A 16,666-nucleotide genomic window follows, 5' to 3' on the forward strand; every position below is an offset into this window, starting at 1 on the left:
TTAATCATACAACACCATTCTCAGTGGCAGAAAAAGAATGTGAAAAAGGTAGTGAATGGTTAATGCCATTCACTACCAACATACTCACTATTTCTCTCCACCAACACAATTTGACGAAGAGCCAAAAAAATTCATGTTCATTCTCTTTTTTCATCAATACAATAATATCTTTTACATTATTAGTCTATATATTTTGAATTGGTTTTATTTAACCATGCATAAGCAAGACCAATGACAAGTCCTCCACCGATATAGTTACCAATAAAGGCAAATAGCCATTGTTTTACTATATTGAACCATGTAAAATAATCTAATTGCTGTGCAATATCGTTAAATTTCACAATAGAAAAAGAAGCAAAATTAGCTACAACGTGTTCTTCTCCTAAATAAACAAATAAGAAAATAGCAGATAAAACAACAGCAATTTTTGCACCTGGTTTTTCGATAAATAAATATGCTAAAATAGCAACATTCACAAAAATATTTGCCAATATACCTTCTAATACAATCAATTCAGGTGTTCTAAGTACTTTGGTTTGAACAATAGATGACACAATGAAATTATCTGGTTTTATATGAGAAAATGCACTAGAATGTGCGAATAAATATCCAATAAGCATGGCACCTATCAAATTAAACAATAAACAGTAAAATAAAATAATAATAGCTTTTTTAAGTGATATATATTTATGATACACGCCTGCTGTTAAGTACATCATATTTGATGTTGCTAATTCAGCATTTAAAAATAAAATATAAATAAGTCCCCATGCAAATAAAAACGAAAACATGAACTTACCTAAATCTGGATGAATATGGCTTATTTTTTCAGCTGCATAAGCTCCTCCTGCTGTACTCATTGTTAAAAATACTCCAGCAAAAATTGAGCGCATTGCATAGCGTGATTTACTGTTATCAAATAACTCTTCTTTTTTATGACAAACTTTTTCTATTTTAGTTAAAAACAAATTTATAACATCTCCTTTCTTTTTCTGCTTGTGAATATAATCACATAAAGACACGGCCATTTCACAAACAACATCTACATTATAACATAAAAACGTAACAGGCAGGACACTCTTTTCCATGCCTGTTACGTTTTTTAGTCTAAAATTGAATAGATAAATCAACAACTGATTCAACAGCTTTTAATAAGGCACCACTTTGTAATGCTTCTGTTGCTTTATTTAATTCTTCATATATTTCAATATCTTTATCGTATTCAATCACATTGACAAATTTTCTAAATGTATCGTACGCAGCTTGCGTTCCTGCTCCTAATTGTGTTGTTTGTTCTTTCAAATCTAAAGCTTGACATGCTGCCATAATTTCTGTGGCAACAATACGTCTTGAATTTTTTACAATTTCAGCAGCTTTACGAGCGGCTGTTGTTCCCATGCTGACAAAGTCCTCTTGATTTTCACAAGACGGGATAGAGTCTACACTTGCTGGATGTGATAAAATTTTATTTTCTGATGCCAATGATGCACAAGCATATTGCGTAATCATAAATCCTGAATTTAACCCTGGATATTTCACTAAGAATGATGGTAATTTACTTAATTGAGAGTTAACTAAACGTTCAACACGGCGCTCAGAAACATTCCCAATTTCCGATACAGCAATGCCTAAAAAATCAAATGGCTGCGCCAATGGTTCACCATGGAAATTACCTCCAGAAATGACTTTACCGTCTTTAGTAATAATTGGGTTATCTGTAACAGAGTTGATTTCAATTTCAACTTTTTCTTTTACATAAGCAACACTATCTTTACTTGCACCATGAATTTGCGGAATACAACGCAATGTATATGGATCTTGTACACGTGTTGGTGTGGCAACCGTTGTATGTGCACTATCTTTAATTAAGTGACGAATATTACGAGCTGTCGCTAATTGTCCACTTTGAGGGCGAATTGTATGTAAATCTTCTTCAAATGGACTTGAAATACCATTATGTACTTCTAAAGATAATGCTCCTGCAATATCTGATAATTTTAATAATTCAATGGCATCATATGTTGCTAGTGCTCCAACACCAGTTAATACCGTTGTCCCATTGATTAAGGCTAACCCTTCTTTTGCACTTAACTCAATAATTTCTAGCCCTGCTTTCTCCATTGCTTGTCTACCCGGTAATAATTCACCTTTATAATATGCTTTACCTAAACCTAATAAAGGCAATACCATGTGTGATAATGGTGCTAAATCTCCAGATGCTCCTAGCGATCCTTTTTCAGGGATAAAAGGATGTACACCTGCATTCAGCATACCTATCAATGCTTCAATGGTACTCAAACGAATACCTGAACAACCTTTCAATAACGAATTTACACGAATTAACATAATAGCACGTACTACATCTTCTGGAAATGGATCACCGAATCCGCTTGAATGTGTGCGAATCAGGTTTTCTTGTAACTGTGCAGTATCTTCTGGAGAAATACTCACATTACATAATGAACCAAATCCTGTATTAACACCATAAACAACACGTTTTTCTCTTACGATGTCATCAACAATTCTTCTTGATTCAATAACAGCTGCTTTTGCATCTTCTTTTATTTCACATTTAGCATAAAAACGAGCTACATCAACAACTTCATCTAGTGTTAAACTATTTCCATCTAATACAACAACATTTGTCATAATTTTCAACCGTCCCTATCTATTGATTTATTTTAAAAATGCTCTTACTTGAGAAACAAAATATAATGAACCTGTAATCAATAAGGTACTTTCAGCACTACTTTCTTTTTTATACACATTGACAAAATTTTGCCAGTCATCAATCGTACAAATACCTTCTTGACGATATTGTTCAACATCTTCTAAAGTCATCGCTTTTGGATAATCGAATGTCGTTAACACAAGTTTAACATGCGGAATATTCTTCAGCATTCCAATCATCTCATGAATATCTTTTGTTGTTAAAGCAGAAAATAAAATTGTGAGATTTTCTTTTGTAAATTTGTTTTCAATATTATCCACCAAACGTAACATTGCATGAACATTATGTGCACCATCTAAAATAATATCAGGTTCTGTTAATACTTTTTCCATACGTGCAGGCCAAAACGCTTTGGATAAGCCTGCATAAACATATTCCTCTTTAAAAAGAACATTTTGTTCTTGACAATACACACAGAAGAGCTGTACAGCTAATCCCGCATTTTCCACTTGATGTTTACCAAGTAAAGAAACAAAAAGTTTATCAAGATGACAAGTCTGATTTGAAAAATTAAAGCATTCACCCCAGTTTTCTTCTTGTGGCACATACGTCACTTGATAATCACGATTTAGCATATATATGCGACTATTTTTGTTATGTGCTGTTTCTTCAATGACTTGTAAAGCGGACGAAACAATATTTCCTGTAACAACCGGAATACCTTGCTTAATAATACCGGATTTTTGTGCAGCAATTTCTTCTAATGTATGACCTAAAATATCTATATGATCTAACCCAATGGTAGTGATAGCTGTTAAAATTGGAGATATAACATTTGTACTATCCAACAAGCCACCTAAACCAACTTCTAATAGTAGAATATCTACTTTTGTTTCTTTAAAGTAATCAAATGCGATTACTGTCAATATTTCAAATTCTGTTATACCTGATAATTCAGATATTGTATCCATTTTTTCAACTAAAGGTTTATATTTTTGAACATATTCAATAATTTTTTCATCTGTAATATGAACGCCATTGATGGCAATCCGTTCGTTAAAGGCTTCTATATATGGTGAAGTAAACGTTCCAACAGTTAAACCTAATTCTTCTAGCATATAACGTAAGTATGTTACTGTTGAACCTTTCCCATTCGTTCCAGCAATGTGAATAGTTGGAATAGCACGATGCGGATTATCAACCATTTCTAATAATGTTTCCACTCTTTCCAATCCTAATCTTGGGGCAAGTGTCACTCTTGAGTGAATCCATGCTAACGCTTCTTCAATATTCATTGACATTCATATCATCCTATCTATCTTTAATTATTGTCTATAAACAATGTACTTTCTATTATACCCTTTTCTTACCAAATAAGAAATAGCATACAGAGGCAACTAAGATACCGATACCACCGTAAAGGAAATTTTTTGGTGTATCTCCCCAAATCATCAACAAGCTGACAATTGTTGCAATAATTGGAATCACTGGACCAAATGGTACTCTAAACACCGGTTTAATACCCATATCTTTTTTGCGTAAAACAACTACAGCTGCAGCAGTTGGAATGTATTGAATAAAGCGGAAAACGACACTCAATGTAGCTAATTGCTCAAAAGAACCAGTTAACAAGAATAGACATGCACATCCACCAGAAATAAGAATAGCGGCAATAGGTGCTCCATTTGCTGTTTTTCTAGCAATAAACGACGGCAATAATCCTTCTTCAGCAATAGCTGCTCCATATCGTGGTACCATAATAGATTCTCCAACATTCAAACCTGTAATCGATACTAACGCACCAATCGCAACAATCCAACGCCCAGCAGGACCAATCATCATGGCAAAAGCATCTTGCACAGGTGCATTTGTGTTCATAATATCATTGCCTAACATAGCAATAGCACCTGCAATAATTAAAATATATAAAACAGATACAATAGAAATAGAACCTAAAATTGCTTTTGGCACATTTTTCTCTGGATTACGCATTTCTCCAGCAACAATGGGCATTGATTCAAAACCAATAAATGCATAAAATACGATTAAAGCTGTTGCAGATACACCGTCAAATAATGATTTTCCGGGTGCTAATTGTAAAAATGGTGTAAAATTCCCTTTATCAATACCATGTCCGATAAAGAACAATGTACAGATAGCAAATCCAATGATTGGTATCAATTTAATAATCGTCATACTCAATGTAAACATTTTTGATGTTTTTAATCCTGCAATATTCATTAAAGATAGCAAAACAATTAAAGAGATACTCAATAATAAATTTTGTCCTTCAAACGCTGGAAAAGTGACAATAAATAATTTCGCAAATCCTGCCGCCATTGCTGACCAAGCTGTTACTGTAACAACCCAACCTAAAAATCCAACATTAAATCCAACAAAATCACCAAATGCTGCTTTAGCATATTGAAATGCTCCACCATTTTTATTAAAATAGCCGGCTACTTCAGCAAAACAAACAGCCAACATTAACACTAATATAGCATCAAATACCATCGCCGCAATAGAGGCTGGTCCTAAATCTTGATATATTTTTTTAGGTAATAAGAAAATACCCGAACCAATAACAGCATTGATACCGTATAATGTAGCTCCACCTAAACTAAATTTAGCTTTTTCATTTTGTACTTCATTACTCATATTCTTCCCTCACAATTTTTCATAATCATTATCACATATACTTACTTGAATATATACTGGTACATGATCTTGTATATGTGATAAAGTGTGTACTTCATAATCATCTAGGATATTTGTTACATGTAAACTATGATGTTTAGGTAATGTGAGATTTACCATATCTTTGCCATTTTTATAAAATGTAAGCTGAATATCTTGTATGGCGAACAAAATATACACAATACCTTTTTTTAATACGCTTACATCTTTTGCGTTATACACGCCTACCTCACTTTTATATGTGGGCTTATAAATAACATTAAAATCAACACATTTCCCATAACTAACTGTTTTCATATCTCCATTGAAGAAATAGATCTCAAAGGATTGTAAAACAATTTTTTTCTGACTTATATCAGGATGTTGCAATGTCAATGTCTGTTGTATCGGCATAATGATACGATTATAATTTGGTAACGACGTAAATACTGTTTTTTCTAAATTAATCGTCGCAGACGACACACGATAATCAAATTCGCCTACTTCAAATTTGGCATGTGGTGGAGCAAGACAAATTTGAGTTGTCTTACCACCACTCCAAACAGATACAACATACTCTTTTTTATCAATTATTTGTATGTTCATCATAAATCCTAACTAGAATAATCCAGTAATATTTCCTTTTTCATCTACATCAATTCGTTCAGCTGCTGGTGATTTTGGTAAACCTGGCATCGTCATAACAGCTCCTGTTAAAGCAACAATAAATCCTGCTCCAGCAGATACTTTTAAATTACGAATGGTCACCGTAAAGTCTTTTGGTGCACCTAATAAAGTAGCATCATCTGAGAAAGAATACTGTGTTTTTGCCATACATATTGGATATTCACCAAAACCTAGTTTTTCTAATTCTTGCAGTTCTTTCTTAGCTGCCGGTGTTAACTCAACACCTTTACCACCATACACTTTTTGAACAATTTTATTTAATTTTTCTTCAATACTATCTTCTAAATCATATACAAAACTAAAATTATTTGGTTTTTCTACTAATTCAACAACTTTATGTGCAAGTTCGATACCACCTTTTCCTCCTGCACCCCACACATCAGATAATACCACATCAACACCTCGTGTTTGACACGCTTTGTGAACAGCATCTAATTCCTCTTGTGTATCTGTAGGGAATTTATTGATAGCAACAACAACTGGCAACCCATAAACATTTTGTATATTATCTAAATGTTTGTCTAAGTTTGTTAAACCGGATAAAACAGCAGCAACATTTTCCGTTCCTAACTCTGCTTTTGCCACACCTCCATGCATTTTTAATGCACGCACAGTTGCAACTAAAACAACAGCATCTGGTTTTAAATTAGCCATACGACATTTAATATCAATAAATTTTTCAGCACCTAAATCAGCTCCGAAACCTGCTTCGGTAACCGTATAATCAGCATACTTCATTGCTAATTTTGTTGCCAATACACTATTACAACCATGTGCAATATTTGCAAAGGGACCTCCGTGAATGAATGCAGGTGTATGCTCTAATGTTTGCACTAAGTTTGGATGAATAGCGTCTTTTAATAAGGCCGTTAATGCTCCTTCTGCTTTTAAGTCACCCGCTGTAATAGGCTCTCCTGAGTAACTATACCCAACAATAATTTTACGTAATCTATCTTTCAAATCAGTAATACCACTTGCTAAACATAGAATTGCCATAATTTCCGAAGCAACGGTAATATCATATCCATCTTCTCTAGGAACACCGTTCACTTTCCCTTGTAATCCATTCACAATATGGCGTAATTGACGATCATTCATGTCTACAACACGTTTCCAAGTGATGCGACGTGAATCAATCCCTAATGTGTTCCCATGATGAATATGGTTATCTAATAGCGCTGCTAATAAATTATTTGCTGCACCAATCGCATGGAAATCACCTGTAAAGTGTAAGTTTATATCCTCCATTGGTACAACTTGTGCGTAGCCACCACCAGCTGCTCCACCTTTCACACCAAAAACAGGACCTAAAGACGGTTCACGCAATGCAATCATTGCATTTTTTCCGATATATGATAAAGCATCCGCTAATCCAACTGACGTTGTTGTTTTACCCTCGCCTGCAGGTGTTGGTGTAATCGCTGTGACTAAAATCAATTTACCGTCTTTATGCTCTTTTAAAGCTGTTAATTGATTGACATCCACTTTTGCTTTATATTTGCCATAAAGTGATAAGTTATCTTTGTCAATACCGACTCTTTTAGCAACTTCTTCAATCGGTTCCATCTCTACTTGATTTGCAATTTCAATATCTGTTAAATATGCCATATTTACCCACCTTTACAATGTTTTTAAAATTTGTTCGTAAATATCATCTGCCAATGCGATACCTGTTTCTAATAAACGGTCACTACTTGCTTTATATTCCGATACAAAAGCATCGTCTTTAATACTAGATAAGTTAATTAAAACATTTAAGTAAGCACCTTGTAATCCAGATTTTAAATTCAATGCGGCAACGCCTAAATCACTTGCTGCATTTGTATTAGATTTTCCAATAATGCTTTTTGTTGTGTTTAAAGCATCTAAAATTATTTCCATTAAATCCAATGGCGATTTTGCTGCTACTTTTAAAGCATTTTGCATCGCTTTTTGACGAGCTACTCTTTCTTCATCAGTTTCTTTTGGCATACTAAATACTGCTGAAACAACATTAAATGCTTCTGTATCATCATCAATGGCTTTTAATAGTTTTTCCTGTAATATAATTGTTTTATCTAAACATACTTGCACATCTGTTTCAAATTCTACGTATTTTTTCTTGCCAACAGTTAACTCACACACCATTTTTGTTAATGATATTCCCATTGCAGCCGCTAAAGCAGAAGCAGAACCACCCCCTGGAGCCGGTTCATTAGAACCTAACACTTGCATAAATTCACTTACTTTTAAATCAACTAATTTCATGCCCTCTCTCCTTATTCTATTATTTTCCAGTTTACTAATTTAATAAATGGTTTTCTAAAACTTGTTTACCATAATCAAAATCTTCAATTTGTAAGTAATATTCTGCACAATCTACTAAAGCTTTGGCAGGTGTTAACCCAATGACTTCACTACCGATAATATTGACACCATAACGTTTTGCTTCAAAACGAATCGTTTCAAACACACGATACAATGGTGTTCCTTCATAATTCACCATATTCATAGATACTTGTGCAATATTTCTATCTTCTAACATAACACCAATACCTTTACAATATTTAAACCCTCCACTTGATGCACGTACAATTTTTGCGATTTTATTAGCAATGGTAATATCGGATGTATCTAAATTAACATTAAATGCTACTAAAGGCATTCTCGCACCTACAGCTGTTACACCTGCTGTTGGATGAATTTTTCTTTCACCGAAATCTGGTGCCCATTCTTCTTCTAACAATTTCTCAGGCATGCCTTCAAATTGACCTTTTCTTACTTTCGCTAAATTCACACGTTCCGGTGTTGACGCAGAATCTTCGTATAAGAAAATTGGGATAGATAACTCATCATTGATACGTTTAGCTACTTTTTTAGAAATATCAACACATTCTTGGGCTGTAATATCTTTAATTGGTACAAATGGTACAACGTCTGTCGCTCCCATACGTGGATGTTCACCAACATGTTTTGTCATATCAATATGTTCACTTGCATATTTTACTAATTGGAAAGCTACCTCTTGAATACTTTCTTCATCACCCACTAATGTAAAGACACTACGATTATGACTAGTATCTGATGAATAATCTAATAATGTAACACCCGGTACACTCTTAGCCGTTTGTACAAGCCCTTGTATCACCTCTTCATTACGTCCCTCACTAAAATTTGGAATACATTCAACTAATTTTGCCATTTTTTTCTTCCTTTCTTACTATTTATTTTTTATTTAATAAACTAATTTAAAATTGAGCTCTTGTAACATTCTTCCCATTTGATTTATCACAATGAACTCTGTATATCGTTACCCACGGTTAACAATAAAAGCACATGTATCAACGTGCTAATATGAATACATAAAGATTTTATATTACTTTCAAAAAATAATAGCACATAATACACCTATCTAACATTATTATCACTCGTTATTTTTGCATCATTACTCTACCTATAAAAAGCAATATTTCTAAATCTTTATGTGTTCATACTAACATAAAAAAGTATTCTGTCAACGTTATAAAAATACATTTCAATACTCTTTTTGTGTATATTTTCTCTTTGTAAAAAAATGAAAGTATTTTTTAAGTTTTCTATATTTTCATAACAAATTATTCTTTGACACTTTTTTGACCTTTTTGAAAAAAAGGACGCTTATACATATAAAAAAACATATTTTCCTTTTTTAATCTCACATCATATACAGAAGATGCGTAAAAAAGAAAAATATGTTTTTGACGTTTTATAGATTTTATTTTTTTCTAAAAAAAGTATTTTTTCTCATCAATTTATCATTTTTAACAATTTACTTTCCGATACATCTCGATTTGGACTTAAATATTTTAAAGCTTGCTCTTTATAGTAACCAAACGGTTGCCTCAATAATGTTTCTAAGTGCTTATCCACTAATAAACCTCTATCCATTTCATGCTTTGTTATTGCTTTTACATAATAAATAAATCCAATATCTCTCTTATTTGAAATTAATTTAATGTCTGTTTTATTCTCTTTCAAAAAACGATAAACCGTTTGTGTATCTCGTTCTTTTAGTGCAATCAATGCAATATGTGCATTTAACTGTACTTCTTTCCAAAGAGATGAAAATGTATTACTATATAACTGTTTTGCTTTTAATAAAAAATATTTAGAGCGTTCATAATCTTCCATCATATATAGAATAACACCCATATTTGTATAAAATACAACTAAACTTGACGGTGACTGTTGACTAATAGCAATGTTAATTGATTTTTCTAGTAAAAGAACAGCATTCTCATAATTTCCTTTGATACTTTCAACTTCAGACAAATAATCATAAGCTGCTGCAATATTCAATGAGTACTTTTCTTTTAAGTAATCTGTAATTGTTAATGTTGAAATAGATTGATAAAACAGGTTTATAGCTGTATCTAAATCCCCACTCATTAAATGATACAATCCTTTTAATCTTAGTAAAATACCAATAAATTCATGATTATTAGCTTGTGTCGCTGCATTGATTGCAAGTTCAATATAACGCTGCATGTTTTCTGCATCATCTAATTGAATATAATAATGAATGATTTGTCTGTATCCCTCTAGAACATATTCCGTATCATTACTCATTTTTGCTTTTAAAATAACTTGATGAATAGCTTCAAGTCCCTTTTCATATTCCGCACAGAAAATAAAATATCTTCCCTCTAAATACAATGATTTTAAGACAAGCGTTTGATAGAGTTTATGTCCATTATATTGTTCTTTTAACCGTTCAATTTTTTCTTTAATATCTTGAAATTGTAAAAAAATATCTTCTTGGCTAATTTTTATAGGATACTCTTTTAATGGTACTTTATCTGAATAGATAGGAAATAATTCATTTTGTATTTTTAGTTGATTTTGTAGACAGAGTAATCGATAATACAATGATTCCAACTCTTGTCTAGCTTGTTGATAATGATAAGAAATTAAAGATAATACTGATATATCTGCTGTTTGGACATCTATATCCATTTCAAGTAATCTCGCAATTTTTCCATGCATCAAATGTTTTTTTGCAACAGATTGATTTTGATATAAAAATTCTTTTAATTTTTTATGGGTAAAAATAACAACTATATCCTCTTGCTCAATATCTGATTTTAAAATATATTGTTTGACTAAAGAATCCACACTATCTACAACAGATGAAACATCTTTTTCAAGCACTTTTGCAATAAAAGAAAGCGACACAGGACGGTCAAAAAACGAAATAAAATAAACAATTTCCCTTTCATTTGCCGTTAGATACGCAAATCTATTTTTAATCGCATCTTGCATTTTTAGCGACATATAATCCAATTTCGCATCTACCTTTAAGGCATTTAAATACTCTGTTAAAAAGAAAATATTTCCTTGAGTTTCATCATAAAGTTGTTCTACAATATCATTTGATAATACTTTATTAGGTAAATATTTTTTAGAAAAAGATTGTGTTTCCTCAAAGTTAAGTGGCAATAACATCAATGTATCTAATTGATGATGCATTGTCATTGTATTGATAAAACGGTCGATATATTCTTGTTCTTCACGGCGCATTGTAAACAACCATAAAATTTTTTGAGAATGCAGACGCAACATTAAACTTGTCAATAAAGAAAAACTTTCTTTATCCATCCATTGAATATCTTTAATAAATAAAATAATTTTTTGATTTTCTGTTATTTTATATAATAGTTCACAAATAAGCTGTGATAGAGCACTTAATTCATTATTCAATATAGCATCTTGTTCGTAGTCTGATAAAGTTGGGAAAAAACGGTAAATTTTTTCTTTAAAGAACTGCGTTATAACAGCTTTTTCTTCCAATAGTTTAAATATTTCTTCAACAACAATTCTAAAACAGCGTAGAGGATAATGCTTCTCTACTTGATAGCATTGAACACTTAACACATCTCCTTTTTTCTTAGCATGATGTAATACTTGTTCTACTAAAACAGATTTTCCTGAACCAATATCCCCTTTAATTAATATATTTTTATACTCTTTTTGTTCAAAAAAGAAATGCACATTTTTTTCTAAAAATTCAATTTCCTTTGTCCGTCCAAAAAACAGAGTACGATTATCTTTTTTACGTTTATTCCCGTCAACAATCATCAATGTTTGTTCATATATCTCTCTTGTTTCCTTACTTGGAGAAATACCTAATTCTCTTTCTAAAGAATTTGACAATTCATAATATGTCTCAACAACTTTGCCATTTAATCCTTTATCTTTATAGTAAGACATCAATAATTGATAATTGCGTTCATCAAATTCATCAATTTCAATTAAACGTCGAATATTTTTTTCAACTGTCTGTGTATCATTATATTCAATATCCGTTTGTATTTTTTGATAGCACGCTTGTACAAATTTTTGTTCATAGTATTGTCGTGTTTTGATAACCCATAAGTCAAACATCTCTGCATCTTTTAAAAAGAATCCTTTTAAAAATTCTCCTCCATATAAATCTAGATGTTTTACTGGATTTTTTAAAAATAAGTCAATATCACTTTCAATCATCAATGATTCATTCAACGTTAACACGCTTTTATTAGGAGAAACGATATAGTCATCTCCAAGCACTTTATTCGCTTGATAAATCGTATTTCGTAAATTTTTTTTAGCTCCTTTTTCTGTTTTATCTGCCCATAAAACCCCTGCCATTTCATCTCGGCTAACATGTTTATTCACTAGCACATAGTAAAGAAGTGCATGAATTTTGGCAAAAGAAAACAAAATAGGTTTATCGTCCAAAAAGACCTGTGCATCTCCTAATAGTTTTAAATACAACTTCTTTGACATACTATCACCTTCTTTTATTCACTAAGTGTATTCTACAATAAAGCATCATGAAATCATAGTCATATAAGTAAAAGGAACTATCAAAACAGATAGTTCCTACTCGTTTATTTGACAATAGCTCCATTTGCAACAACACAACGCCCATTCTTATAAACATCTGTCACTAAATTTGTAGCAAAGAAATAAAAAATAAAATCAATATTTGGTGCATCAAAAATTGCTATGTCAGCATTTTTTCCCTCATCAAAACTACCACATACTTTTTCACGGCAAACAGAATAAGCTGCGTTTATCGTGACAGCATTTAATACTTGAATCGGTTGTAATTTCATTTTAAAACAACCTAGTTGCATCACAAATTGTAAATTAGCTGTTGGACAACTTCCTGGATTACTATCCGTTGACAAAGTAATGGCAACACCTTTTTCTATCATTTTTTTAGCCGGTGCGTATGTATTTTCCATTAAGCTAAATGTTGTGGCAGGTAATAAATTACCAATAACATGACTATCTCGTAATTTTTCAATACCCTCATCTGTTATTTTCATCAAATGTTCTGCACTAACCGTTTCTAATTGGCTTGCAACATCCACACCACCAATAGAATCAATTTCATCAGCGTGAATACGTAACTTAAAACCTAATGCCTTGGCAGCATTTAATAAACGATAAGATTGTTCTGGTGTAAAGACACCCGTTTCACAGAAAATATCACAAAATTCTGCTAATTGTTCTTCTTTTACTTTCGGTAGCATTTCTTCAATAATTAAGTCAACAAAAGCATCTGGATTCGCTTTATATTCTTCTGGAATAGCATGTGCTCCCATAAAAGTAGACACTAAGTCAATAACATGATTTTCTTCCAATACTTTCACTACTTTTAATTGCTTATGCTCCGTTTCCCAATCTAACCCATACCCACTTTTTGCTTCAACGGTTGTCACACCATGAACGAGCATTTGGTCTAACAAATGTTTTGATTTTTCATATAACACATTTTCTGATGAGGAACGTGTCGCACGTACTGTACTTAAAATACCTCCACCATTTTTTAAAATATCTAAATAAGACACTCCTGCTAATTTTTGAGCGAACTCATTTTCACGACTATCTCCATAAACCAAATGTGTATGACAATCAATAAGACCTGGTGTTGCTATTTTACCACTGTAATCAATGATTTCCGTCTGTTCATCTATCAACGATTTATCAGGATTACCCGAACCTATTTTTAAAATTTTTCCATCTTTAATAGCAATATAACCATCTTCAATAATCATTGCATGGGACATATCTTCTCCATATAGTGCATATCCTTTATCATTTGGACAGAACACTTGATTAAAATGTACTAAAATTTTATTTGCTCTCATATCTATATTACTCCTCATTCCTTATATTTTGTAGTAAACTATCTATACAAACGTACTTTATCTTTTTTAAGTCTAATTTGTGTCAAAAAAACATAAAAGCATTTTTAAGATAGTTTTTTGATGTTTTTTATGTGTATAGACACTCTGTAGACAACTAGAGGATATGATGTAAGCGTTACAAGGCAATGATGCCACTATTTTATATTAGGAGGATTTTATAATGATTCAATACAAAGATATAGAAGCAGCCATGACAATCAAACTAGATGATGTCCTTCCCGAAAAAACAGTATTTCAAGAAGGAATTCGTCGTGCACCTGATAGAGGATTTCGTTTAACAAAAGCACAAACAGAAGTGGCTTTAAAAAACGCATTACGTTATATTCCTAAAAAATATCACGAAGAAATTATTCCAGAATTTTTAGAAGAATTAAAAACACGTGGTCGTATTTATGGCTATCGTTGGTATCCAAAAGAACGCATTTACGGAAAACCTATTGACGAGTATAAAGGAAAATGTACTGCAGCTAAAGCTATGCAAGTGATGATTGATAATAACCTAAGTTTTGAAATTGCTCTTTACCCTTATGAATTAGTGACGTACGGAGAAACAGGAGCTGTTTGTTCCAACTGGATGCAATATCATTTAATTAAACGTTATTTAGAAGAAATGACAGACGAACAAACATTAGTTGTTGAATCTGGTCATCCATTAGGTTTATTCAAATCTAAAAAAGATGCACCACGTGTTATTATTACAAACGGCTTACTTGTTGGTGAATATGACAATCAAGAAGATTGGGAAATTGCCGAGCAAATGGGCGTCACAAATTATGGACAAATGACAGCTGGTGGTTGGATGTATATTGGTCCTCAAGGTATTGTTCATGGTACTTTCAATACATTATTAAATGCTGGCCGTTTAAAACTTGGCATTGCAGATGACGGCGATTTAACTGGTAAATTATTTATTTCATCTGGTTTAGGTGGTATGAGTGGTGCTCAAGGAAAAGCCGGTGAAATCGCAAATGCTGTGGCTATTATTGCCGAAGTGGATGCATCTCGTATCGAAACACGTCACTCTCAAGGTTGGATTAGCCATGTTCGCAATACACCAGAAGAAACAGTTGCCTTAGCACAAGAATTTTTACAAAAAGGTGAATCTACTTCTATTGCTTATCACGGTAATATTGTTGACTTATTAGAATACATTGACCAAAATAATATCCACGTTGATTTATTATCTGACCAAACATCTTGTCACAATGTTTACACTGGTGGTTATTGTCCAGTCGGCATCACCTTTGAAGAACGTACACGTCTTTTAGCAGAAGACCAAAAAGAATTTAGACGTTTGATTGATGTTACATTAGAACGTCACTATAATGTTATTAAATCATTAACAGCTAAAGGAACTTACTTTTTCGACTATGGTAATGCCTTTATGAAATCTATTTATGACTCAGGTATTAAAGAAATTTCTAAAAATGGCATTGATGACAAAGACGGTTTCATTTGGCCGTCTTATGTGGAAGACATCATGGGCCCTATGTTGTTCGACTATGGGTATGGTCCATTCCGTTGGGTATGTTTAAGTGGTAAACACGAAGATTTAGTTGCAACAGATAAAGCTGCCATGGAAGCCATTGATCCAACTCGTCGTTACCAAGATCGTGATAACTACGTTTGGATTCGTGACGCCGAGAAAAATCAACTAGTTGTTGGTACACAAGCACGTATCTTATACCAAGATGCAATGGGACGTGTTAATATCGCATTGAAATTCAATCAATTAGTACGCGAAGGAAAAATTGGTCCTGTTATGCTAGGCCGTGACCACCATGACGTATCTGGTACAGATTCTCCATTCCGTGAAACATCTAATATTAAAGACGGTAGTAATATCACAGCTGATATGGCAACACAATGTTATGCAGGTAATGCTGCACGTGGTATGAGCTTAGTTGCTTTACACAACGGTGGAGGCGTTGGTATCGGTAAATCAATCAATGGTGGATTTGGTCTAGTATTAGACGGTAGTGAATTATGTGATGAAATCATCAAATCAGCTATCGCTTGGGACACAATGGGTGGCGTTGCTCGTCGCAACTGGGCAAGAAATGAACACGCTATTGAAACTTCTATTGAATACAATAAAAACCGTGCAGGAAGTGATCATATCACAATCCCTTACTTAGCAGATGAAGATTTAGTTAAAAATGCTGTTAGTCAATTATTTGATTAAAAGTAATATACACATTAAGTAAATAGTAAAAAGGCTTGGCATCAACATATTGCATAAGTTGATATCAAGCCTTTTTGTGTATTATCAAATCGTTAATTAAAGGCTCTTCGTCAAATTGTGTTGGTGGAGAGAAATAGTGAGTATGTTGGTAGTGAATGGCATTAACCATTCACTACCTTTTTCACATTCTTTTTCTGCCACTGAGAATGGTGTTGTATGATTAAAATA

At 32.6% G+C, this 16,666-nt stretch carries 12 protein-coding genes; 2 read left to right on the forward strand and 10 right to left on the reverse strand.

Features of this window, described 5'->3' with window-relative positions; all coding sequences use genetic code 11:
• Positions 1-197: hypothetical protein (locus tag GMA06_RS08430; RefSeq protein WP_205426277.1), on the forward strand; the 197-nt coding region annotated here is incomplete at its 5' end.
• Here GMA06_RS08430 and GMA06_RS07240 read toward each other — a convergent pair.
• The 10 genes from GMA06_RS07240 to hutI all read right to left on the reverse strand — a co-directional run bounded on the left by GMA06_RS07240 (position 180) and on the right by hutI (position 14,193).
• Positions 180-1,028: a formate/nitrite transporter family protein gene (locus GMA06_RS07240; RefSeq protein WP_163562182.1), complete on the reverse strand. Its 849-nt coding sequence runs from the start codon at positions 1,026-1,028 to the stop codon at positions 180-182. The genes GMA06_RS08430 and GMA06_RS07240 overlap by 18 nt on opposite strands.
• 79 nt (positions 1,029-1,107) lie before the next feature.
• The gene (hutH, locus tag GMA06_RS07245) at positions 1,108-2,649 is read right to left on the reverse strand and encodes a histidine ammonia-lyase (RefSeq protein WP_163562175.1); all 1,542 of its coding nucleotides are present in this window, start codon (positions 2,647-2,649) and stop codon (positions 1,108-1,110) included.
• A gap of 27 nt (positions 2,650-2,676) precedes the next feature.
• Complete coding sequence (locus GMA06_RS07250; protein ID WP_205426280.1) at positions 2,677-3,972, reverse strand: folylpolyglutamate synthase/dihydrofolate synthase family protein; 1,296 nt, start codon at positions 3,970-3,972, stop codon at positions 2,677-2,679.
• Between the two features lie 52 nt (positions 3,973-4,024).
• Positions 4,025-5,329 carry an APC family permease gene (locus GMA06_RS07255; protein WP_163562176.1) on the reverse strand — a complete coding sequence of 435 codons (1,305 nt, stop codon included), beginning with the start codon at positions 5,327-5,329 and terminating at the stop codon, positions 4,025-4,027.
• Positions 5,330-5,338: 9 nt separating this feature from the next.
• Complete coding sequence (locus GMA06_RS07260; protein WP_163562177.1) at positions 5,339-5,953, reverse strand: HutD family protein; 615 nt, start codon at positions 5,951-5,953, stop codon at positions 5,339-5,341.
• Between the two features lie 12 nt (positions 5,954-5,965).
• The gene (locus tag GMA06_RS07265; protein ID WP_163562178.1) at positions 5,966-7,642 is read right to left on the reverse strand and encodes a formate--tetrahydrofolate ligase; all 1,677 of its coding nucleotides are present in this window, start codon (positions 7,640-7,642) and stop codon (positions 5,966-5,968) included.
• A gap of 12 nt (positions 7,643-7,654) precedes the next feature.
• Positions 7,655-8,281, reverse strand: a complete 627-nt coding sequence (locus GMA06_RS07270) for a cyclodeaminase/cyclohydrolase family protein (RefSeq protein ID WP_163546679.1) — start codon at positions 8,279-8,281, stop codon at positions 7,655-7,657.
• A gap of 34 nt (positions 8,282-8,315) precedes the next feature.
• A complete protein-coding gene (ftcD, locus tag GMA06_RS07275) occupies positions 8,316-9,215 on the reverse strand; it encodes a glutamate formimidoyltransferase (RefSeq protein ID WP_163546678.1) in 900 nt (299 codons plus the stop codon).
• Positions 9,216-9,799: 584 nt separating this feature from the next.
• On the reverse strand, positions 9,800-12,820 hold the full coding sequence (locus GMA06_RS07280) for an AAA family ATPase (RefSeq protein ID WP_163562179.1): 3,021 nt from the start codon (positions 12,818-12,820) through the stop codon (positions 9,800-9,802).
• 104 nt (positions 12,821-12,924) lie between these two features.
• Entirely contained in the window at positions 12,925-14,193 is a 1,269-nt protein-coding gene (gene hutI, locus GMA06_RS07285; protein ID WP_163562180.1) for an imidazolonepropionase, read from the reverse strand.
• A gap of 220 nt (positions 14,194-14,413) precedes the next feature.
• On the opposite strand from hutI, the gene GMA06_RS07290 reads away from it, so the two are divergent.
• Positions 14,414-16,438: a urocanate hydratase gene (locus GMA06_RS07290; protein WP_163562181.1), complete on the forward strand. Its 2,025-nt coding sequence runs from the start codon at positions 14,414-14,416 to the stop codon at positions 16,436-16,438.
• Positions 16,439-16,666: the final 228 nt, after the last annotated feature.

Source organism: Granulicatella sp. zg-84, from assembly GCF_010892375.1.
In the GTDB taxonomy this organism is placed as follows: Bacteria; Bacillota; Bacilli; order Lactobacillales; family Aerococcaceae; genus WM01.